This is a genomic window from Ligilactobacillus animalis KCTC 3501 = DSM 20602 (assembly GCF_001434535.1).
GTDB lineage: Bacteria > Bacillota > Bacilli > Lactobacillales > Lactobacillaceae > Ligilactobacillus > Ligilactobacillus animalis.
Map to the genome: position 1 here is coordinate 228,780 of NZ_AYYW01000025.1, position 21,483 is coordinate 250,262.

General features: G+C 41.3%; 24 protein-coding genes. 6 read left to right on the forward strand and 18 right to left on the reverse strand.

Going from position 1 to position 21,483, the window contains the following annotated elements; all coding sequences use genetic code 11:
* Positions 1 to 6: 6 nt before the first annotated feature.
* The 3 genes from amaP to FC30_RS04825 all read right to left on the reverse strand — a co-directional run bounded on the left by amaP (position 7) and on the right by FC30_RS04825 (position 1,742).
* Positions 7 to 552: an alkaline shock response membrane anchor protein AmaP gene (amaP, locus tag FC30_RS04815; protein ID WP_010689640.1), complete on the reverse strand. Its 546-nt coding sequence runs from the start codon at positions 550 to 552 to the stop codon at positions 7 to 9.
* Positions 553 to 731: 179 nt separating this feature from the next.
* Positions 732 to 1,409: a DUF2238 domain-containing protein gene (locus tag FC30_RS04820; protein ID WP_010689641.1), complete on the reverse strand. Its 678-nt coding sequence runs from the start codon at positions 1,407 to 1,409 to the stop codon at positions 732 to 734.
* A 75-nt stretch (positions 1,410 to 1,484) separates the two neighbouring features.
* Complete coding sequence (locus FC30_RS04825) at positions 1,485 to 1,742, reverse strand: hypothetical protein (RefSeq protein ID WP_010689642.1); 258 nt, start codon at positions 1,740 to 1,742, stop codon at positions 1,485 to 1,487.
* Positions 1,743 to 2,275: 533 nt separating this feature from the next.
* On the opposite strand from FC30_RS04825, the gene FC30_RS04830 reads away from it, so the two are divergent.
* Together FC30_RS04830 and FC30_RS04835 are read left to right on the forward strand one after the other, a co-directional pair.
* Positions 2,276 to 2,707, forward strand: a complete 432-nt coding sequence (locus FC30_RS04830) for a helix-turn-helix domain-containing protein (protein WP_010689643.1) — start codon at positions 2,276 to 2,278, stop codon at positions 2,705 to 2,707.
* An 89-nt stretch (positions 2,708 to 2,796) separates the two neighbouring features.
* Entirely contained in the window at positions 2,797 to 3,276 is a 480-nt protein-coding gene (locus FC30_RS04835) for an ImmA/IrrE family metallo-endopeptidase (RefSeq protein WP_010689644.1), read from the forward strand.
* A gap of 43 nt (positions 3,277 to 3,319) precedes the next feature.
* Here FC30_RS04835 and FC30_RS04840 read toward each other — a convergent pair whose 3' ends face one another.
* From FC30_RS04840 to FC30_RS04870, 7 genes are all read right to left on the reverse strand, one after another.
* A complete protein-coding gene (locus FC30_RS04840) occupies positions 3,320 to 3,568 on the reverse strand; it encodes a type B 50S ribosomal protein L31 (protein WP_004049440.1) in 249 nt (82 codons plus the stop codon).
* 99 nt (positions 3,569 to 3,667) lie between these two features.
* Positions 3,668 to 4,981 carry a transcription termination factor Rho gene (gene rho, locus FC30_RS04845; protein WP_010689648.1) on the reverse strand — a complete coding sequence of 438 codons (1,314 nt, stop codon included), beginning with the start codon at positions 4,979 to 4,981 and terminating at the stop codon, positions 3,668 to 3,670.
* Between the two features lie 24 nt (positions 4,982 to 5,005).
* Positions 5,006 to 6,286: a UDP-N-acetylglucosamine 1-carboxyvinyltransferase gene (locus tag FC30_RS04850; protein ID WP_010689650.1), complete on the reverse strand. Its 1,281-nt coding sequence runs from the start codon at positions 6,284 to 6,286 to the stop codon at positions 5,006 to 5,008.
* A gap of 240 nt (positions 6,287 to 6,526) precedes the next feature.
* Positions 6,527 to 6,949: a hypothetical protein gene (locus tag FC30_RS04855; RefSeq protein WP_010689651.1), complete on the reverse strand. Its 423-nt coding sequence runs from the start codon at positions 6,947 to 6,949 to the stop codon at positions 6,527 to 6,529.
* 117 nt (positions 6,950 to 7,066) lie between these two features.
* Positions 7,067 to 8,665: a CTP synthase gene (locus FC30_RS04860; protein ID WP_010689653.1), complete on the reverse strand. Its 1,599-nt coding sequence runs from the start codon at positions 8,663 to 8,665 to the stop codon at positions 7,067 to 7,069.
* Between the two features lie 174 nt (positions 8,666 to 8,839).
* The gene (gene rpoE, locus FC30_RS04865; RefSeq protein WP_010689655.1) at positions 8,840 to 9,409 is read right to left on the reverse strand and encodes a DNA-directed RNA polymerase subunit delta; all 570 of its coding nucleotides are present in this window, start codon (positions 9,407 to 9,409) and stop codon (positions 8,840 to 8,842) included.
* A 44-nt stretch (positions 9,410 to 9,453) separates the two neighbouring features.
* Positions 9,454 to 9,864 carry a YwiB family protein gene (locus FC30_RS04870; RefSeq protein ID WP_010689656.1) on the reverse strand — a complete coding sequence of 137 codons (411 nt, stop codon included), beginning with the start codon at positions 9,862 to 9,864 and terminating at the stop codon, positions 9,454 to 9,456.
* Between the two features lie 119 nt (positions 9,865 to 9,983).
* Here FC30_RS04870 and FC30_RS04875 point away from each other — a divergent pair, with 119 nt between their 5' ends.
* Positions 9,984 to 11,297, forward strand: coding sequence for an HD domain-containing protein (locus tag FC30_RS04875; RefSeq protein WP_010689657.1), 1,314 nt, complete (start codon positions 9,984 to 9,986; stop codon positions 11,295 to 11,297).
* 66 nt (positions 11,298 to 11,363) lie between these two features.
* Here the strand turns inward: FC30_RS04875 and FC30_RS04880 are convergent, their stop codons facing one another.
* From FC30_RS04880 to FC30_RS04895, 4 genes are all read right to left on the reverse strand, one after another.
* Entirely contained in the window at positions 11,364 to 11,732 is a 369-nt protein-coding gene (locus FC30_RS04880; protein WP_010689658.1) for a DUF3899 domain-containing protein, read from the reverse strand.
* A gap of 23 nt (positions 11,733 to 11,755) precedes the next feature.
* A complete protein-coding gene (locus tag FC30_RS04885; protein ID WP_050778949.1) occupies positions 11,756 to 12,760 on the reverse strand; it encodes a hypothetical protein in 1,005 nt (334 codons plus the stop codon).
* Positions 12,761 to 12,853: 93 nt separating this feature from the next.
* The gene (locus FC30_RS04890) at positions 12,854 to 13,621 is read right to left on the reverse strand and encodes a YibE/F family protein (protein ID WP_010689663.1); all 768 of its coding nucleotides are present in this window, start codon (positions 13,619 to 13,621) and stop codon (positions 12,854 to 12,856) included.
* Between the two features lies 1 nt (position 13,622).
* A complete protein-coding gene (locus tag FC30_RS04895) occupies positions 13,623 to 14,717 on the reverse strand; it encodes a YibE/F family protein (protein ID WP_010689665.1) in 1,095 nt (364 codons plus the stop codon).
* 94 nt (positions 14,718 to 14,811) lie between these two features.
* On the opposite strand from FC30_RS04895, the gene FC30_RS04900 reads away from it, so the two are divergent.
* Both FC30_RS04900 and FC30_RS04905 read left to right on the forward strand, forming a co-directional pair.
* The gene (locus FC30_RS04900; RefSeq protein WP_010689667.1) at positions 14,812 to 15,777 is read left to right on the forward strand and encodes a biotin--[acetyl-CoA-carboxylase] ligase; all 966 of its coding nucleotides are present in this window, start codon (positions 14,812 to 14,814) and stop codon (positions 15,775 to 15,777) included.
* Positions 15,778 to 15,782: 5 nt separating this feature from the next.
* Positions 15,783 to 16,250, forward strand: a complete 468-nt coding sequence (locus FC30_RS04905; protein WP_010689669.1) for a low molecular weight protein-tyrosine-phosphatase — start codon at positions 15,783 to 15,785, stop codon at positions 16,248 to 16,250.
* A 68-nt stretch (positions 16,251 to 16,318) separates the two neighbouring features.
* Here the strand turns inward: FC30_RS04905 and FC30_RS04910 are convergent, their stop codons facing one another.
* Positions 16,319 to 17,941, reverse strand: a complete 1,623-nt coding sequence (locus FC30_RS04910) for an ABC-F family ATP-binding cassette domain-containing protein (RefSeq protein WP_010689671.1) — start codon at positions 17,939 to 17,941, stop codon at positions 16,319 to 16,321.
* A 62-nt stretch (positions 17,942 to 18,003) separates the two neighbouring features.
* Positions 18,004 to 18,675, reverse strand: a complete 672-nt coding sequence (locus tag FC30_RS04915) for a DUF6198 family protein (protein ID WP_010689672.1) — start codon at positions 18,673 to 18,675, stop codon at positions 18,004 to 18,006.
* A gap of 139 nt (positions 18,676 to 18,814) precedes the next feature.
* Between FC30_RS04915 and FC30_RS04920 the strand changes: the two genes are divergently transcribed.
* On the forward strand, positions 18,815 to 19,039 hold the full coding sequence (locus FC30_RS04920; protein ID WP_004048770.1) for a hypothetical protein: 225 nt from the start codon (positions 18,815 to 18,817) through the stop codon (positions 19,037 to 19,039).
* 75 nt (positions 19,040 to 19,114) lie between these two features.
* Here the strand turns inward: FC30_RS04920 and FC30_RS04925 are convergent, their stop codons facing one another.
* The gene (locus FC30_RS04925; protein WP_010689673.1) at positions 19,115 to 20,089 is read right to left on the reverse strand and encodes a ribose-phosphate diphosphokinase; all 975 of its coding nucleotides are present in this window, start codon (positions 20,087 to 20,089) and stop codon (positions 19,115 to 19,117) included.
* 164 nt (positions 20,090 to 20,253) lie between these two features.
* Positions 20,254 to 21,390 (reverse strand): site-specific integrase, encoded by a 1,137-nt coding sequence (locus FC30_RS04930; protein ID WP_010689674.1) that lies wholly within the window; start codon positions 21,388 to 21,390, stop codon positions 20,254 to 20,256.
* Positions 21,391 to 21,483: the final 93 nt, after the last annotated feature.

Below are 21,483 nucleotides of genomic sequence, written 5' to 3' on the forward strand. Positions count from 1 at the left end.
GTATCCCTAGACAATAGTAACTTTTTGATCATAATGATATGGTTTAAGTTTTAAATTTAAACGTCTTAGTTCGATATTCAACATCTCCTTTAAATCACGCCTCACAGTTTGGGTGATTTGTGACTCTAACACTGTAGGATCGGTCGTTTGCGATAACGTCGCCACAACAACTACATCAGCTTGCTTTCGATTAGATAACAACTTAACTTTGACCTCAATGTTAAACAGATCATACTTACCAAGCGTCAAACGAACATTATTCTCAACTGCCTTTTGATCGATCTGAACCTTACTGGCATGATCGCGGTGGATCGTCATACTGCCCTGTGTCGTCGGACGACTGATCGTCCAACTAAGCCACAAAACTGCAAGTACAACTAGATATATCCCAAGGCCTAAAATGACCTTTTGACCAAAGTCAGTCAGTAGATAGGCAAAAATATTTTGGAAGATACTTGCCTGTGGGAAAAACCACCAAGCGATCACGATGCCTCCTAAAGCAGCTTGGAGAAACATTCCGAAACAAACACTCCATTTGATCCATGCTTTCATGACATCACGCCTTTCTTGTCCCTGTCTTAACACTAACAGATATCTCACATTTTTGCATGCTATTTCATAAGCAAATCAAACTTCTTAACATAAAATAAATAATATTTAATTTTTTATTATTTTTTCAAAAAAAGAGGCTTTTGTAATATTTGCACCACAAAAGCCTTAAATCATTATTACTATTCAATTCGTTTAAAGAAGAAACTCTTTAACCAATTACGATTTTTCTTTAGTTGTACATAAGCTATCACTGCGAAAAGCAAGGCACCGATAAAATCAGCGAACAGATCGCCCATCGTATCCATCAACGCAGCGCGTCCAACTAACGGACGTCCCGCCTGCATGTAACGTTGGAGGTTCATGCCAAAACTATCACACGTAAACTCATAAAATTCCCATAACACACCACAAAAGACCGCAAAGGCTACGCTATACATCCCAATAAAAAAGGGTGAGATCTTTTCGATAGCATCATCTGGAACTAAAGCGCCAAAGGCTGAAAAGGCAAAACCACCTAACAATGCACCACTTAACAAATGCAGCCCTTTATCCCAATATGGAACACTGTAGAAATGATAGACTGTCCCTAAATAGACTGACCCATAAATAAAGAGGGCAAAGAACAAATACAATGTTGGTGGTAAATAGATCCGCAAGCGCTTAGCGACCCACTTGGGGATCAGTACAATGATCAAACCTAATACGATCTCAAGTGCTAAAAACCAAGCTGCTCCTTGCTCTGCCGTGGGACCTAATAGAGCATCCTTGACTGTAAAGCCCAAGGATAACACCATCGAAATAACGACGAACAGTAAAAATATATTCAAACAACGTTCACTAAAACTGCTTTTTTGCATGTTTTTCTTCCCTTCAAAAAATACTGCTATGTATTAATTAAAGGACAAGCACACAATTTTCGCAAGCGATTATCATCAAATCGTTGGGAAAAGTCCATAATTTTCCGTTTCAAGCACCTTAGTTTTGATCTTGCGCTCCGATAATCCCTCTTGTAGCAGTGGTAACTTTAAGCGTGATTGTTGGTCCAGTAAAAAAACGACCATTTCTGCTTCGTTGACCCCAAATTCATCAGCTGCAAACGCAACCAGCTTCAAATGTAGATCTTCTGTCAACTTTTTTAGTGCTTGATTCAACACTTGTTGTTTTGAGTTATTACTCTTGATAAGTAACATGTCGATTCCCCCTAATTTTTAGTAAGGCAAAAAGGGGTTCCCACATCAGGCCCCCCTTATGCCGATAAGTATGAACAAGCTCGATCAAAAAAGATCGGCTTTCCGCCACTATAACTTATAATGCCAGAAAAATGTCTTATCAGGTCTTGACTGATTTCAGGACGACAAGCTTTTAACGCCCTAAGGCTGATACAGTGGGGCTTCACCGCTTAGCCTAAAACTTGAAAATGACAGGATATAAAAATTATGCTATGATTGTGTCAGAATAATTGATCAAAGCTGACCAGCTAATTGTTGGCGCAATTGCTGGCATTAAGTTTCAATATCGTCAATGGACATGGATCAGTATACGGGAAAGTAATACTGATCCTTTCAACAAAGCAAACAAAATAGAGACAATTTTTAGATATACCTAAATCCTTTGCACTATGAATATATCACTCCAAAATAGGTATGTCAATAAATCATCTTCATTTTGCACCCACTTTTTTCATTGGCGCTTTATTTGGTCGAATTGATAAAGGAGGTGTGATATGAAGTCAACGATCCCCGAAGTGATCATCACACTTCGAGAAAGTCACGACCTATCGCAAGCACAACTTGCTAAGCTGATGGGCTTAAATAAAAACGTTATGGGGCGGATCGAACATGGTGATCGCCCATTACGCGCAGAGGAGATCTTAAAACTAGCCGAGATCTTCGATGTCTCAACTGATTTTATCTTAGGTAAAAAGTCTGCGGATATTCCTAAGGGAGAAAAGCTTTATCACAAATATAATGAACAAACTGCAAAAGATCTCGCACGCAAGATCAAAGACTTGATCGATCTTACTGAAAATGAACCCGATCTAAACTTTGACGGCCTACCTCTAACATCTGACAATCGCAAGTTACTTGCCAACGCGCTTGAGATCGGCTTAGAACTCAGCCAACGCAAGCAAGCAGAGCATTATGATAATAACTAGAAAAGTTCTCTAATTTAGAGGACTTTTTATTTTACTTTTCTGAGGCAAGTGCTAAACTAAAACCAAACATACGTTCAGGAGGTTTAAAAATGGAGCGCTTATTTGAAAAAGTCATTACTCTCAAACGATACGATCGGACTTTTGATCCTTATATTCTCTGTGCTACCTTAGATATTGAGATCTTATACTTTGATCTTGGCGATATTCTAGGCTTTAAAACCACTTACTGTGATGTCTCATTGATCTATCTCAACCAACACCTTGCCACTACTACGCAACGTTTTGTCGTCGCACATGAACTAGGGCATATTTTGCTCCATAAAGGGATCAAACCACTATTGCTCCAATATATGAACCATAGTCGTTTTATCTCACACTTTGAAGCAGAGGCCGATCGATTTGCGATCATCTTGCTTTTATGTCACTACTACGCGACGACCGATCTAGAAGTTGGTCCAGATAAATTGATGTATGAGCTGGGGATCCCCGAGCATTGTAAGGCATTATTCTTAGATACGTTTTCTCAAATGCAATTGCATCATCAACACTTAGCGCAGTTACTGCTTTAAAATAAAAAAGCCACGGTCAAGACCGTAGCTTTCATGAAATATATTAGTTTGTAAAACCGTATTTCTTGTTGAAGCGATCCACACGACCATCGGCTTGTGTGAATTTTTGCTTACCTGTGTAGAATGGGTGTGAGTCGCTGGAGATTTCCACACGAATCAATGGGTATGTGTTACCGTCTTCCCATTCAATTGTTTCTTCAGTTGTCTTTGTTGAACCAGACAAGAACTTGTAACCTGTAGCTGAATCCATGAAAACAACTTTGTGATAATCTGGATGGATTCCTTGTTTCATTCTAATTTCGCTCCTTTGCCCTGATCCATTTGCTGGGTCAGAGTTATTTTCGTGTTATACAACAAACAACATGATACCATGAATTTTACTTCGTTGCAATTATCTTTTGCGATTTTGTGTCGAACTATTTGAAAGTTCTAGTTGATCGATCTGCATACAAAAATCTTGATTATTTTTGGTTTGGCGCAAGATCTTTAAGATCTGTTCGGTGTCCTTTAGCGTGTCATCCCCCATCGCACGGCGCAGTTTCCAAACTGCTTCCAATTCATCGTCTGAAAGGAGTAATTCTTCTTTACGCGTTCCTGATTTTTTCGAGTCGACCGCTGGGAAGATGCGACGTTCGGCTAAGGTTCGGCTCAATTGCAGTTCTTGGTTACCGGTCCCCTTGAACTCTTCAAAAATAATATCATCCATTCGACTACCAGTATCAACTAAAGCGGTCGCCAAGATCGTCAAGCTCCCACCTTCTTTGACATTCCGCGCAGCCCCAAAGAACTTCTTAGGGCGATACAGTGCCGTTGGATCAAGACCACCAGATAAGGTCTTTCCGCTTGCTGGGACGACTAGATTATATGCTCGAGCTAAACGTGTCAACGAATCCAATAAGATGATGACATCTTGTTTGTCTTCAACTAACCGCATCGCTCTTTCTAAGACCAGCTCAGAAATATGCACATGGTTTTCTGGACGTTGATCAAACGTTGAGTAGACGACCTCACCATTTGGATTGATCTTCGCTAAATATTCTTCCAGATCGGTCACTTCTTCAGGTCGTTCATCGATCAGAAGGACTAATAGCTTTGCTTCGGGATGATTTTTCGAGATCCCTGCCGCAATATCCTTTAAAAAGGTAGTCTTACCCGCTTTAGGTGGTGCCACGATCAGCCCCCGTTGGCCAAAACCGATCGGGGCAAATAGGTCGATCATTCGTGTCGATAATTTTTTAGGATCATGTTCTAAGATCAAACGTTGATCAGGATATTTTGCCGTTAACGCTGGAAAATGCGGTCTACCTTTGGCTTCTTCTGGACTTTTTCCGTTAACAGAATCGATATAAAGCATTCCATAGCGGTCGTTAGCGACATTTTGTCTTGGAGGTCGGACTTTACCTACGACCTCATCGCCGTTACGCAAGCCAAAGCGCTTGATCTGAGAAGCCGAGACATAAATATCTTCTTTGGATTGACTATAATTCAATGGACGTAAAAAGCCGTAGCCACCTTCATCATAAAAGATCTCTAAGACGCCCTTCATGACAAAACTTGATTCTTCTGCTTGAGCACGGATAACAGCCAAGGAAAGTTCTTTTTTATTCATCTGGCTGTAGTATTTGATCTTATACTTACGTGCGTACTCATATAATTCTTTTAACGTCTTTTTTTGTAAGTCTTCTAAAGTTTGCATTTCTGACATGCGATCGCCTCTATCGTAATTATTTTAAAAATCTAGTGTTTCACTCTCAGTGATAACTTTCAGATCAACATTTAACCCGCGGAATTTTTCAACGATCCGATCATACCCACGTAAAATGTTGTCCGCCTTGGTGATCGTTGTTGTACCATCTGCCATTAAAGCCAAACCTAACAATGATACGCCGGCTCTGATCTCGCCAGCTTCTACCGTTGTACCGATCAACTTCTTAGCGTGACCGATCGTGATCACACCATCTTGACTGGAGATCTTAGCACCCATTTTTTGCATTTCAGGAATATGCTTAGTTCTTTGTGGATAAAGGGTATCAATAATCGTTGAACTGCCCTTAGCTTTCATTAAAAGTGGAGTCAAGGGTTGCTGTAGATCAGTGGCTAAGCCTGGGAAAGGTGCGGTTTTGACGCTAACTGGGGCTAGAAGGTCGCCCCCAGGAACATAGATCTTATCTTCATCGATCTCAAGGGTCACGCCCATTTCTTGCATCTTAGCGATAAAAGGATCCAAATGTTCCGTGATCACATTTTTCACCAAGACCCCTTCACCGTTTGCAGCTGCAAATGACAAATATGTTCCCGCTTCGATCCGATCGGGAATGATCGTGTGAATGTTTTGCGCTTTTAAGCTGTCAACACCCTGTACGCGGATCACATCCGTTCCAGCCCCACGGATCTTAGCCCCCATGTTATTTAAAAATGTTGCTAGATCAACGATCTCTGGCTCACGTGCAACATTTTCCATGATCGTTGTCCCTTTAGCTTTGACCGCAGCTAATAAAACATTGATCGTCGCACCGACCGAAACTAGATCAAAGAAGATCCGGGCACCTTGTAAGCCTTCTGGACCAGTCGTGATATAAACCGTATCATCTTTTTCAACGACTTTAGCGCCCAAAGCTTTAAAGCCCTTGATATGTTGGTCGATCGGACGTGGCCCGATATTATCACCACCGGGGAAACCTACGACAGCTTTACCGAATTTACCAAGCAAAGCACCCATAAAATAATAAGAAGCTCGCAAACTGCGAATAGCTCCACCGGGAAGTGGAGTGGATTCGATCGTTGTTGGATCAACGGTAAGTTTTCCTCGGTTATAAAATGATTTTACGTTCATTGATTTTAAAATCAACATTAAGTTGTGCACATCTAAAATATCAGGAACAGAATCAAATTCAACAGGTGTATCAGCTAAAATGGAAGCTGGAATAAGAGCTACAGTACTATTTTTGGCCCCGCCGATCGTCACTTCTCCTGACAATTTTTGCGAACCCTTGACAATCATTTTTTTCATTTTGTTAAATTCCTCACTAAATCAATTAAATAAATATATATCTTTTCGAATCATCATCAAATAGTCTGCGCAGATCATTAAACAGTAAACAATGCGCCATATTGAATTTTACAGGATAAAAGCTAAGGTTTCAATGTAAATTAGTGCTTTATCAGTGAAATATCTTAGCTAATTTTTAAATTACACTAAAACAGCATTGCAATTCGAAATATATTTCAAATCACAATGCTAAAAATCAGCTCACCTGAGCAGCGTATATTCAATTTCCCCGTTATTACATACCGCTAACAGCACATTATTCGGATCATTTGCTTTAAGGTAGATCTTAGCGTTACTTTCTTGGCTGATAATTTTTGAAATTGGAACGAGTTGGTTTTGGATATAGCCATCTTTATCATTATTTCGTAAATTTCCCAATAGCGAACCATCCCTCGGTATCACTTGATAGCCCGCTTTAAATGGACTTATATCGACTTTTATCCCTCTTTGAGCGTATAGTTTTATTATCCTTTTTTCTTTTGAAGTATCTTCCGGCTCACTCTTAAATACTTTTTCAGATCTCGAAGTATGCTGCTCTCTTTTAGGTGCGGAGCTGTTCCCACACCCACTTAGCACACTGATCATTGTTGCAATAAGTAAAAATATTGACCATTTTTTAGCCATCACTAACCTTCTCACTTAGTCATTTTACGCTGATCCTACTACTTATCGCTGTTAACTACAACTCAATAATTATAGCTATTAAAAAAAGCACCTCAAATTGAAGTGCTTTTAAATGGTCTATTTTCCAGCAGCTGCAGCTACGAAAGCAGCAAATAAACCTTCTGGACGTTGTGGACGGGATAAGAATTCTGGGTGGTATTGCGCAGCCACAAAGAATTTGTTTTCTGGAATTTCCACAACTTCGACTAAATGGTTGTTTGGTGAAGTACCGGCAAAGACTAAGCCTTTTTCAGCCATGATCTCACGGTATTGGTTGTTAAATTCATAACGATGACGGTGACGTTGTTGGATCACGTCTTGGTTACCATAAGCTTCGGCTGTCTTTGTACCCGGTTTTAATTTACATGGGTAAAGACCTAGCCGTTGTGTACCACCCATATCTTGAATTTCAGCTTGATCAGCCATTAGATCGATGATCTTATTCTTAGCATTAGGATCAACTTCTGCTGTGTTGCTATCTTCAAGACCACACACATCGCGGGCAAATTCAATACATGCCATTTGCATCCCTAAGCAGATACCTAAGAATGGCACGTCATTTTCACGAGCATAGCGGATCGATTGGATCATACCTTCAAGGCCACGGTCACCAAAGCCACCTGGCACGATGATCCCATCATAGCTACCTAATTGTTCGGCTACATTTTCAGCAGTCAATTTTTCTGAATCAAAGTAATCGATCTTGATCTTAGAATCGATCGCATAACCTGCATGACGCAAGGCTTCGTTGACTGAGATATATGCATCTGGTAATTGAACATACTTACCAACTAAAGCGATCTTAACTTCACCATTTAAGTTACGTACCTTATCAGCTAACTTACTCCAATCAGTCATGTCAGCTTCTGGTGTTTCAAGATGCAACTTCTTACATACGATATCATCCATGTGTTGTGCTTGGAGGTTCAATGGGATCTGATAAAGTGTATCTACGTCCATTGATTCGATCACAGCTTCTGGTTCTACGTCACAGAAGTTAGCGATCTTGTCACGCATACTTTGAGAAATTGGTTTTTCTGTCCGAACGACCAAGATATTTGGTTGGATACCTAAGCCACGTAATTCCTTTACACTGTGTTGTGTTGGCTTGGTCTTCATTTCACCAGCTGCATTCAAGTATGGTACTAAAGTCGTGTGGATGTAAACTACATTTTCACTCCCAACTTCAGACTTCATTTGACGCAATGCTTCAAGGAACGGAAGTGATTCGATATCCCCTACTGTTCCCCCAACTTCTGTGATAACAACATCTGCATCGGTGATCGTACCAGCACGCATGATCTTTTCTTTGATCATATTTGTGATATGTGGGATAACTTGGACCGTTGCGCCTAAGTAATCACCACGACGTTCTTTTTTCAAAACTTCTGAGTAGATCTTACCAGTTGTAACGTTTGAGTATTTGTTCAAATTGATATCAATGAAGCGTTCATAGTGACCGAGATCCAAATCAGTCTCTGTGCCATCATCGGTCACGAAAACTTCACCGTGTTGATAGGGGCTCATCGTCCCTGGGTCAACGTTGATGTATGGATCGAATTTTTGGATCGTAACTTTTAATCCGCGGTTTTTCAATAAACGGCCTAGTGAAGCGGCAACAATACCTTTGCCTAGAGATGAAACAACGCCGCCCGTAACAAAAATATACTTGGTCATTATTAAATGCTCCTTTAATTTAATTTATCAGGGTAGAACTAACAAAAATAACAAGCTCCCTATTCATCTCTTAGAATAGGGAGCTTGCCTTGCCGTACGTCTGACTTCACCTATAAGTGAAGCGCCCATATTGAATTTTACATAAAACACTGCTTGACGTCAAGCACAAAATTATTAATCTTCTAAATCAGCATCTGATAATTCAGTCAACTGACCTTCGATCCCATCTGGAAGATCATCTTCTTCATCTTCTGGATCGTCGATATCGCTTAGATCTTTGCTATAAGCTTTTAATTCGCGATCTTCATCATCATCGTCGTCATCGTCATAATCATCATCTAGATCGACATCTTCTGGATCATCATCATTGTAATCGATCACGTCATCATCGTCAGTCGCATCAGCCAAGAAAGCATTGACTTTCTTACGCTTCTTGCGTGGACGAGTTTCTTCTTCGTCTTCAGAGTGAACGAGTGCTTCGTCGATCGATTCAAATGGATACCATGAGCGTAAGCCCCAAAGATTATCCCCTAAAGAGATGAAGCTGCCATCAACATTTAAATCTGTATAAAATTGCGCTAAACGGTCACGGATCTCTTGGTCGCTCTTACCAAGATATTCTTGAATTGCATTTGTTAAGTCAGCAAAGGCCATCACATCACCTTTTTGACTTAAAATTGCGTGTGCAACTTCGACCATTGATAATTCATTGCGGTTAGCATCTTTGAATTTTTCTAGCTCCAAACTGGTACACGTCCTTTCCACAGTTTACTCTTCATCTTACAATATTAAGCCTTGAATTGCAATTCTAATTTGTATTCTCCCAATAATTCTTCACCCGAATATAAGAGATATTCCACCTTTAACTCACCGCTAGTTTCAGCAAGCTGTTCATATCTGTAAGTCGTACACTTGACCGCCAACGGAATGATCCCATAAGCTGTCTTATACTTAGCATTGGTTTGCTGACCCTCAGCTAAATTTAATTGCAAAGCTAACTCCTTTTGGTGTCTAGTCAGCAATAATTCAGCTGGCTTGATCTTTAAAATCGTTTGGGCGCCAGCTTTAGCCTCGGTATACCGCAAATATACCGTTTCTCCCTTACGCGTCAACTCACCCTGTTCGAGCAATTCAAATTTTTCGATCTCACCCGCCTGAGTTTGGACCGTTTTTAATTTTATTTCCACTGGTACTTGCATTGTCAAAACGCTCTACCCCATTTCTAAACATGTACAATTGATCACTCAACGTATATACTTATTATAACAATAATTATTACGAAGGGGGCTTTAAAATCACAACTCGCTATACCTCAAAAATGTTGCCGTTAGAAAAAGTCTTGCGCGACCCGATCCATGACTATATCTATATCAAACACCAAGTCATTCTCGACCTGATCAACACCCGCGAGTTCCAACGTTTGCGTCGGATCAAACAACTGGGAACGACCAATTACACCTTCCATAGTGCCGAGCATTCCCGCTTTACACACTCGGTCGGTGTTTACGAGATCACCCGTCGGATCTGTGATCTATTTGCACGAAACTACGCCACTAAAATATCGGGTGATGGTGGTTGGGATGATAACGAGCGCTTAGTAGCATTATGCGCTGCACTTCTACACGATGTAGGACATGGCGCTTACTCACATACTTTTGAACATATTTTTGAAACCGACCATGAAGAAATGACCCGCACGATCATCACATCAGAAAATACCCAGATCAATGCGGTCTTAAAACAAGTCGCACCTGACTTTCCCGAAAAAGTTGCCAGCGTGATCGCTAAGACTTACCCCAATCTCCAAGTCGTGCAAATGATCTCTAGTCAGATCGACGCTGACCGGATGGATTATCTTTTACGCGATTCGTATTTCACTGGGGCTAACTATGGAACATTTGATCTGACGCGGATCTTACGCGTCATGCGCCCAAGTAAAAATGGGATCGTCTTTGAATACAGCGGGATGCATGCAGTCGAAGATTACATCATCAGTCGCCTTCAAATGTATCAACAAGTCTATTTCCATCCCGTTTCCCGCTCAATGGAAGTTATTCTGGGCCATTTGCTCAAGCGAGCTAAAGACCTCTATTTAGCTGGTAAATTACCAAAAGATTTTGCCGCCGAGTTTTTACAGCCTTTCTTCGAAAAAGATTTTACACTAGCCGATTACTTGCGCCTTGACGATGGGATCTTAAATACTTGCTTTGAAAACTGGCGGACTGCCAAAGATCCGATCCTAAGTGACTTAGCCCAACGTTTCTTAGATCGTCAGCCTTTAAAATCAGTGCGCGTCACAGAAGAACAAGCTGATCTATTACCAAAATTAGCCTCACTCGTGACCAATTCAGGCTATGACGCTAATTACTACACTGCAACTAATGATAGTTTCAACTTACCCTATGCGCTTTATGATTCTAAAGCTAAGATCAATTTGATCCAGCCAAATGGCGACCTAGAAGAACTATCCGAGGTCTCACCTCTAGTCAAGGCTGTGACTGATAAAGAACTGGGTGACGAACGTTTCTTCTTTCCAAAACAAATGTTAGGTACTCCTGAAGACCAACAAGAAGTCTTCCAACCTTACTATCAAGAATTTTCAGAGCACATTAAAAATGACCGGCTCATCTAATGCAGTGGCCAGTGGATAACGAAGGCCCCATCGTGATGCAAAACATCATGATGGGGCCTTCATTGGTTATAGTGTCACAATGACAGCTAAAATTATCATAAAACTCCCTAAAAGCAAGCAATTGAAGCTAAACTTTTTAAAATGGATCGGTGCATTTTTCTTCTCTGAAGCTACCCGCTTGATGTCGATCTTGCGTTTGGCAAATTCTTCATCACTTTCACCCTTGCGTTGGCGTTGGAACCAACCAGCCAACAAGTTAGCGTGTAGTAAAATGTCAAACATCATTAAACACAATAACGCTAATCCACTCATAAATAAAATATCTGAAACTAAAATATGGTTGCTAGTCAAACGCCCAATGATCGTTAAAAGCAACACGATCCCTGCGATCACTAGATCACCTTTGAGCCAAATGTTTTCTTTGACAAATTGCATTCTCTTTTCTCACCCATTATTTATTAATTAAGTTTTTCGTACTGTCCACTGACTTCATTTAACTTTTGTGCCACTCCACTGGTCAGGTCAAATTGATACATACCTTTCAAATTGGAAACTTGCGGATCGCTTGGACTGGTATGTCTGATCTCGATCTGGTAGTGACCATTACCGAGGTCTTGAACATAATATTGGTCACCGGCTTCTTGTGGGATCGCAGTCGCCTTACGAAAAGCACTCAAGACATCTTGGTTGCTCATCTTAGCTGACATTGAGGAGACAGCCTCACTTGGAGCACTGGCGATCTCGCTACCAGTTTCTTTTTTATACTCTGAACTCAGTAACTTCGAGCTCCGGGCGTTAGTGTATCCAGCCTTAGACGTTGCGTTATTTGAAGTAGTTACCTCACTTGTACTAGTAGCGGTACTACTTTGTTCAGAGCTAGTCGTCGCTTGTGCTGAAGCGATCTTGGCTTTATAGCCACCTTCTTTTTCTTGTAACATCGCCACAGCTTGATACTTACTAGAAAGCGAATCTAACGCTTGTAAACTACCGCCCGCTGCTTGATAAGCACCAGCTTGATAGTATTGTTCAACTTCATCGGCATAATGTTTAGCCAACTTTACGGCTTGATATTCTTTTTCAAGTTCATTGACTTGTTTGACTAAAGCTGTCGGTGATTCAACTTTCTCTAATTGAGCTAAGTATTTCTCCGCTTCGGTCAACTTAGCTGCGGTCACAGCCTTTTTAGCTGCCAAGAGCGAAGCAAGATCAGCTTTTAATTCCCGCACACGTGCTGGGGCCTGCTTGATATTTTTGATCTTATTCAACTCATCATAAGCTTGCTTATTTTCACCTGATTCCAAATATGAAAGTGCATCTTGATAGCGTTCATTGACTTTGGCTTGAACTGTTTGACTAGTGCTTTCGCTAGTCTTAGTCTCTGTTTGACGATTCGAACAGGCACTCAAGATAAATAGCACACTAAAAAGCAAACAGCCCAACGTTAATATTCTTTGTTTTTTCATAACTATCAGCCGACTATTAAAAAATAGCTTTTCCTTTCCGCTTTAAACAAACAGCATAATGATCTTACAGTTACATTATACCATTTTGCGCACTTATTTATCGATCTGGGCTCGTTTTTCATTGAGCTTTTTCCCGACCAAATACGTTGTGATCCAGATCACCAAGATCACAGCGATTGCTGAACAAAGTACCGCTAAGCATTCTTTGACAAAGATCTTGGAATTTAAGTAATAACTAAAGCCTGCCTCTAATTTGTACAACAAAATAAATAGCGCTAGATCACTGCCAAACATTCCAAAAAATAACGTATTAAACGTCATCCCCATGATCTGAAAGCCGATCGTTTTACCACTTTTGAAGACCTCGGGTAAAGTGATCGTCGGTCTTTGTTCGATCAATTCATTTAACCCACTTGCGACCGCGATCGCAGCTTCTGCAATTGCCCCTAAAGTACTCAAGACTGTTGTGGCAATGATCAACTGCTCGAAATTGACTCCGACCAAAAGATCAAACGCCTCGATCTCTTCGGATTGCTCGTTAGCAAAACCCTTGATCTGAGCGAAATGATCCAGCGGAATGATCAAGATCAGCATCACGATCAACACGATCAACGTCGCCTTAAAAGCAATATTGGCCGTTTTTTCATCCTTATTTCCCATATAGATCGTGATCGCTAGGATACAAACTCCCGCAAAAAAGGCGACCCAGACTGGAGGCAAACCACCCGTGATCAAGATGACTGTTATAAACAAAATGACAAAGTTGAATACGGCACTAAAAAATGCAGTTAGACCAGCTTTACCACCAACAAGTAACATCAAACCTGCTAAAATAAGCGTTAAAATACTAATTGCCGACATTTTACTTCCCCCCTAAAAACTGGGCACTTAAAAAACTAGCTAACGGAACAGTCAAAACGATCCCGATCCCACTGATCAACGCTTGGACGATCCCTAAAGCCATGGTCCACTCAAACGTATAAGCGATACTGTTACCCGTCTTGAAATATAAGACCGACATCGCAAACGTTTCTGCAAAAAAGATCAGCAACAAAACATTGACTAGTGGTCCCATGACCGAACGTCCGATCACTTGACCCGATTTAAATAATTGTTGTTTCGTCAATTCGGGTTGGCTGCGTTTCATCTCAAAAAGTGTTGAAACGATATCAGTCGCCGCATCCATAACTGCTCCTAACAAACCGATCACTGTCGCCGCTAAGAAAAGTTGCTTAGGTGATTGGGTCGCAAAATCTAAAGCTTCATAGTGCACGCCTTTACTCTTAGTAAAATACAGAACTAAACAGCCAATGACTAACGCACTAGTCGTCCCAAGAAAGATCGCCAAAAAAGTCACGCTAAATTGCTTGTTTAGCCCGATCACTAACGCCAGGGATAATGCGGTAAAAAGCAAGGCCGCTATTGCAAAAAGCCAAAAGAAGTTCGTCAGATTCAAGAAGACATCTACTTGAACTATCAATAAAAACAAGACGAAATTTAAGATCACGCTCAACAACGAACGTATCCCTTGAAACTGCATCGTTAAATACAGTAAGACTACGACTGCCCAACTCAGCATTATCAAATAGACATCACGTTTATAGTGTGAGATCACGATGTCTTTTTGTCCACGATGTTCATGGATATTGACAAATATTTGTTGCCCTAGATGATATTTTTGATCAAGTCCACCTGATCTTGAATAAGTATTGTTGACTTTAAAACTTTGCCCGCGGTATTTACCATTCAATATCTCTAACGTCAAGGTCTGCTGGGTCGTCTCATCGCTGTTATTATACACATCGGTCGTTTTTTCCGGTGCAGCTTGCTTAACAGCGACCACTTTTCCGATCGGTTGTTGATATAAAAAAGCATCATTGCGCAAAAACAAATATAAACATAGGCAACTGACCAAGATCAAGGCTAGCTTGAGCCATGTTTTGGTGTTGACTTTCATTTTAGTCCCTCCAAAAATCAGTTTATTTAACCATATCACAACTTAGCCTCTAACATGTTAAAATATATCTAAACTTTGAAAAGGATGTGCCCCAATGAAAACGTCTGAACGTGTTTTAGAGTTATTGACAAGAAGTGAAACTTATCTTTCTGGGCAAGAATTAGCTGACCGTTTACAGCTCACCCGAGCCGCGATCTGGAAAGCGATCAAACAACTAAAAGAAGCTGGCTATCAGATCGACAGCAAACCACATGTGGGCTACCGCTACACCGATAGTGACACTTTGAATCAAACGGCGATCTTACAGGCTCTTTCTTCAGACTTAGACCTAGAACTCCAAGTATTTGACTCTCTTCCTTCGACTAATCTCAAAGCCAAAGAACTTGGATTAAACACTACGTTACAAACGCCACTAGTTGTGATCGCCGACCACCAAACAGCTGGCTATGGACGCTATCAACGAGATTTTATCTCACCTAAAAACACAGGGATCTATCTCAGTATCCTCTTAGCCAACAAGAGCACTGATTTTGACCCTGGTCTACTTACGACGGCCACTGCCATCGCGGTCACGCGCACCTTAGAGAAAACACTGGCGCTAACCCCCACGATCAAATGGGTCAACGATGTCTTAGTCGATGATAAGAAGATCTGCGGTATCCTAACTGAAGGGATCGCTGATCTAGAGACCCAAAGTTTGAGCCAAGTCGTTGTTGGGACTGGGATCAACTTTTTGACCGAGATCTCAACTTTTCCCCCTGAGCTTCAAGCGCGCGTTGGAACTTTAGCCCCCTATGTCAAAAAAAATCGGCTCTCACGTAATCGTTTCATCGCAATTTATCTAAATGAATTCTTCAAAATCTACCAAAATTATACGACTGGTTCTTTTATGGATGAATACCGAGCTCACTGTGAATTGATCGGCAAACATGTCACTATCCAACGCCCGACCGGTACCTTAGAAGCACAAGTGATCGACATCAATGACCACGGTGCCTTAGTCTTAAAGAACGGACAAGTCTTGAATTCTGGTGAAGTTATCAAAGTTAGGAAGGTGTAATAAGTATGAAGATTATTTTTGTTTGTCTGGGAAATATCTGTCGCTCCCCGATGGCTGAAGCAATGTTTAAAGAGATGATCTCTTCAGCTGGACTGAGTTCTCAGATCCAAGTTGATTCGGCCGCTACAAGCACATACGAGCTCGGATCGCTTCCTGATAGTCGCACGGTCAAAGAACTGGCCAAACACAGGCTACCAGCCACTGGTATGATCGCCCGCCAACTAGATGAAACTGATTTTAACAGTGCTGACCTTATCTTAGTCATGGATAAAAATAACCTGCGGGATGCTAAACGAATGGCACCTGATAAAAAAGCCGCTGATAAGGTCAAATTAGTCTACTCACTAACTCCAGACAAAGAAGATCATGTCGTTGCCGATCCCTGGTATACCGGCGATTTTTCAACGACCTATGCTGATCTAAGTGAGGCTTTACCTCATTGGCTCGAATATCTAAAAAAGAAATTGAAATAGCCAGCTAAATAACGCGAGACCGACCAAGCTGTGTACTTGAGCGGTCCCGCGTTATTTGAACTGTTTTTTTAATATAATTCTTCGACTTGCTTTTGCACTGTTTCGTGACTCAAGAACTCATCGTAGGTCGTATCGAAGCGATCAACTACACCCTTACCTGATACTTCGATGATATGGTCAGCGATCGTTTGGATAAATTGATGGTCATGAGAAGTGAAGATCAACGAACCCTTAAAGTCGATCAACGCATCGTTTAAGGAAGTGATCGATTCCAGATCCAAGTGGTTAGTTGGGTCATCTAATAATAAGACATTCCCCTTTTCGAGCATCATCTTGGATAACATACAACGTACTTTTTCGCCCCCAGATAAGACCTTGATCTGCTTATCGATGTCATCACCTGAGAAGAGCATCTTACCTAAAAAGCCGCGCAAGAAAGTATTGTCGTTTTGTTCCTTATCCGCATATTGGCGCAACCAATCTAAGATCGACAATTCATCATTGTTGAAGTTAGCATCCAAGTCACGTGGCATATAACTTGGGATCGCAGTTTGCCCCCAAGTTACAGAACCAGTGTCTGGTTCCAACTTACCAGCTAAGATCTGCATCAAAGTTGTCGTTGCCAAATCGTTTCTCGAAATGATCGCTGCTTTTTCACCCGGGCGGATCATAAAGCTGACGTTGTCTAAGATCTTGACCCCATCGATCGTCTTGGAAACATTTTCGACCCGAACCAAGTCATTGCCCAATTCACGTTGCATCTCAAATTTAACGAACGGATACTTCCGTGAAGATGGCTTGATGTCATCTAACGTGATCTTTTCTAACTGTTTCTTACGTGAAGTAGCTTGTTTAGACTTAGAAGCATTAGCCGAGAAACGAGCGATAAATTCTTGTAACTCTTTGATCTTTTCTTCTTTTTTGGCATTCGCATTGGCTTGCAATTTAGCAGCTAATTGGCTTGATTCCAACCAAAAATCGTAGTTACCCACATAAAGCTTGATCTTACCAAAATCAACATCACACATTTCCGTGCAGACTTGGTTCAAGAAGTGGCGGTCGTGTGAAACAACGATCACGATCTTAGGATAATCGGCCAAGAAATCCTCCAACCAGCTGATCGTTTGCACATCTAGACCGTTCGTTGGTTCGTCGAGTAATAAGATGTCTGGTTCACCGAAAAGTGCTTGAGCTAACAATACCTTGACCTTTTCACTTTCCGATAATTCACTCATCTTTTGGGTGTGCATGCTTTCTGGGATCCCAACTGATTGTAACAATTGAGAGGCATCTGCTTCCGCATTCCAACCGTCCATTTCGGCAAACTGCGCTTCTAGATCGGCTGCCTTTAACCCATCTTCTTCAGTAAAATCAGCTTTGGCATACAAAGCATCTTTTTCTTTCATGATATCATAGAGTTTCTTATGGCCTTGGATCACGGTCTCAAGCACTTCAAATTCTTCAAAACCAAAGTGATTTTGGTTCAAACTAGAGATCCGTTCATTTGGTCCAGTCGTGATCGTCCCTGTCGTTGGTGTCAATTTACCTTCTAATAGTTTTAGGAAAGTCGACTTACCAGCACCATTGGCCCCGATAACGCCATAACAGTTACCTGGTGTAAATTTTAAATTGACGTCATCATAGAGCAAACGTCCTGAGAAGTTCAAACTTACATCGCTTACTGTGATCAATGATATTTCCTCGCATTCTTTAAGTTATAATTTCTATTGTAACATATTACTGCACCAAAAACTCAAAGCTTCGTTGCTAAATTTTGGTGTTTAAGATTTGGAAAAACAACTTTGTCGGCTATCCCGACTATCGTGCCTTGAAAAGTCAAAGCAAAAAGTGTGCCAATATTTATCGCATATAGCTGATGCGTCACTACTAGCGAGATCACGATCGCCACGATCGGTGGTGTAAAAACGATCAATTGAGCTACCGTCGCATTACCATGTAGATATTTGAACCGCACGATCTGCATCAAGTCATCGACTGGATGAAGCATCCAATTGACTCGCTGATAGATCGAAATTGCGACTGCGATCAAGACAACGCCCAAACAATCCAGTATCACTTGCATCCACAGTGGGAGTTGCGTGATGTGTAATTTCAGTAATTGGACTTCAAAAACGCCTACTAACCACGAAAATGGCACCATAAAGAGCAAATTGCCCAAAACTCGTTTGAGATCAAACCGCCTCAAAATGATGATGTTAGTCACGATCACAATGATCCCTGATAAGATCAACATTGCACTCAACGTGATCGGCATGACTTTGGAAAGATTGACAGCCGCTGCGGTCCATAGGGCACTCCCTAAATTGATCGCAACAGTCAAAGCATTGCCTAAGCTATTTAAAAAGATCGAAAAAATAAAGTAGACTAATAATTGCGTCTTACTTAGCGTCTGTGTTGCTTGCATTTCCTACCCCCCTGTTACTATCAGAGTAGGTCAGTATTTAAACTATGTCAACTCGTATAGCTACCGTTTTTCTACGCACTGAGATAAATTAGTGCTACAATTGATTTGTAGTTGAAACCATATGAAAGGCGTGAATTTTATGAGTGAAAATATCTTCTTTAATCCTGGTGACTCGATCGCTAGTGATTTTGACTTTGAAAATGCCTATGTTGCTGCACAGATCTATCACCACAAGGCTGCTAAACCAGTCTTGATCGCCCAAGAAAAAGATGGCAAGCCGTATTTTATCTTTGACGAAGCAGCTGCGATCGCCGAAGAACACGCTAAAGCTAAAGAGTTTTCTGTCGTGAAGCGACTAAAATAAAAACTGTTTTCTTGATACAAAAAATAGGAGAAAGCATCTAGCCGAGCTAGGTTGCTTTCTCCTAATTAGTTTGAGCTATTTTCTCCGGAAACGAGTCGTAAATAATGGACTGACCGGTTTGTTTTCGTGGATCCGCTTGATCGCATCCCCGATAAGTGGCCCAACTGAAACTTGAACTAACTTATCGATCTGTTTTTCTTCTGGAAGTTGGATAGAGTCTGTCACTACCAATTGCTTGATCGGTGATTTTTCGATCCGTTCGATCGCTGGACCTGACAAGACTGGGTGAGTTGCGGAAGCATAAACTTCGATCGCACCTGCATCCATCAATGCTTGAGCAGCTAAAGTGATCGTACCAGCTGTATCGATCATATCATCGATCAAGATACAACGTTTGCCATCAACTGAACCAATGATGTTCATGATCTCAGCAACATTGGCACGCGGACGACGTTTATCGATAATTGCGATCGGTGCTTTCAAGAATTCAGCTAACTTACGTGCACGTGTCACCCCACCATGGTCAGGTGAAACAACAACAGCATCTTTATCCAAACCTTGAGTCAAGAAGTAGTCAGCCAACAATGGAGCACCCATCAAGTGGTCAACTGGAATATCGAAGAAGCCTTGAATTTGAGCAGCGTGCAAGTCTAACATGATCGCGCGGTCTGCCCCAGCTTTTTCAACCATATCTGCAACTAACTTGGCTGTGATCGGTTCACGTGAACGAGCTTTACGATCTTGACGAGCATAGCCGTAATACGGAATAACAACATTGATCGTAGCCGCACTTGCACGACGCAAGGCATCGATCATAATCAAAAGTTCCATCAAATTGTCATTGACCGGTGCTGAAGTCGATTGGATGATAAAAATTTCATCTCCACGAATTGATTCTTCGATGTTGATGCGAATTTCACCATCACTAAAACGGTCAACAGAGGTCTTTCCCAAAGGTACGCCAACAGCAGCAGCAATTTTTTCAGCCAAAGGCTTGTTTGAGTTCAAAGCAAAAATTTTGATCTTTGAACTATTATAGTTTTCAGACATAGCATCCTCCAAAACAAATTTATCTAATTATAATACTATTCATTTATTCTACTAAAATCAAGCTTTTTAGAAAGGTTTTTTCTAATGCCTTGATACTAATGTTTTTTGGACCCCTAGTACTTCCTTGGGTCTCTTTTGGGTCTCCCCCCTTTATCATTGTAAAACTACCCAAGAAAGCGAACGAGTTTTTGGATAGTCTCTTTTTGATCTTGCCGAGTCAAGTGGGTATAGATATTAAGCGTAGTCGTTACGTCGCTATGCCCTAGCCTATTTTGTACTTCCTTGACGCTAGCGCCTGCAGAAAATAGCAAAGTAGCGTGTGTGTGTCTAAAACCGTGTAACGTGATATGTGGCAAGTTGCCAGCTTTTAAAAAGCCATTGCACCACGTTCTAACAGTTACAGACGTTACGGGCTCATTTTGTGGGTTAGTAAATACCGCTTGGCTTTTTGCTAGTGCATTGATCCCACGTTTTAACAAGTAACTGGCTTGCTGGACTTTCCAACGCTTTAAGATCTGCATTGTTTCCACGTCCATATCTAACAGGCGCTTACTGCCCCTTGTTTTAGGTGATTGCGTATTTTTATATCCCTTGGCGTCCATGGATACGGTCTTATTTACATCGATCGTATTATCTGCAAAGTTGACATCGTCCCACGTCAAAGCTAACAGCTCACCGATCCGCATGCCACTATAAGCAAGCAGCCTAAACGTCGTATAACGTAATAGGCTCTTTTTTTCTGCCAACGATAGGAACTTCTTTAATTGATCTGCATCTAAAAAATTATGATCGTTGCTTTTACGCTTACGCCGTGGCTTAGTCACCCGCTTAAAGTTGTTGATGTTGGTTAGATCCAACTTGATAGCATATTCAACGACCTTAGAAGCGTACACCACTAGAATATTAAACGTTGCCGGACGTGTCTTATACCATTGGTTTACAGCACGCTGGCACGTTGCTAACGTTAGATCGTCAATGTTATACGCCCCAAGCGTTGGTAGGATCCGACTTTTAAAATAGCTCTGCACCATGTAAAAAGTGGACTCTTTGACAGTCAAGCGGTACTGCTCTATCCAAAGATCGTACACATCCCGGAACTTCCGAACTTCCACAGGTTTAAAGTGGCCACCGTTAGCGATCTCATATTCTAACTTGACCAGCTCTTTTTTTGCTTGCGCCTTGGTTTTAAAGCCTGATCGCTTGATATATTTCTTTTTGCCCGTTGTTTCGTCGATACCTGCATACACACGAAAGCGATACAGCTTTCCTTTTGAATTTGAATACTCAACAATCTTAGCCATGTTTATCAGTCCTTTATCTTTTGATCGCACGGGCTAGGTGGCTTAAAGTAATGCACGATAATGCTAAGGCGTTGAGATCATTATTCTATTGTG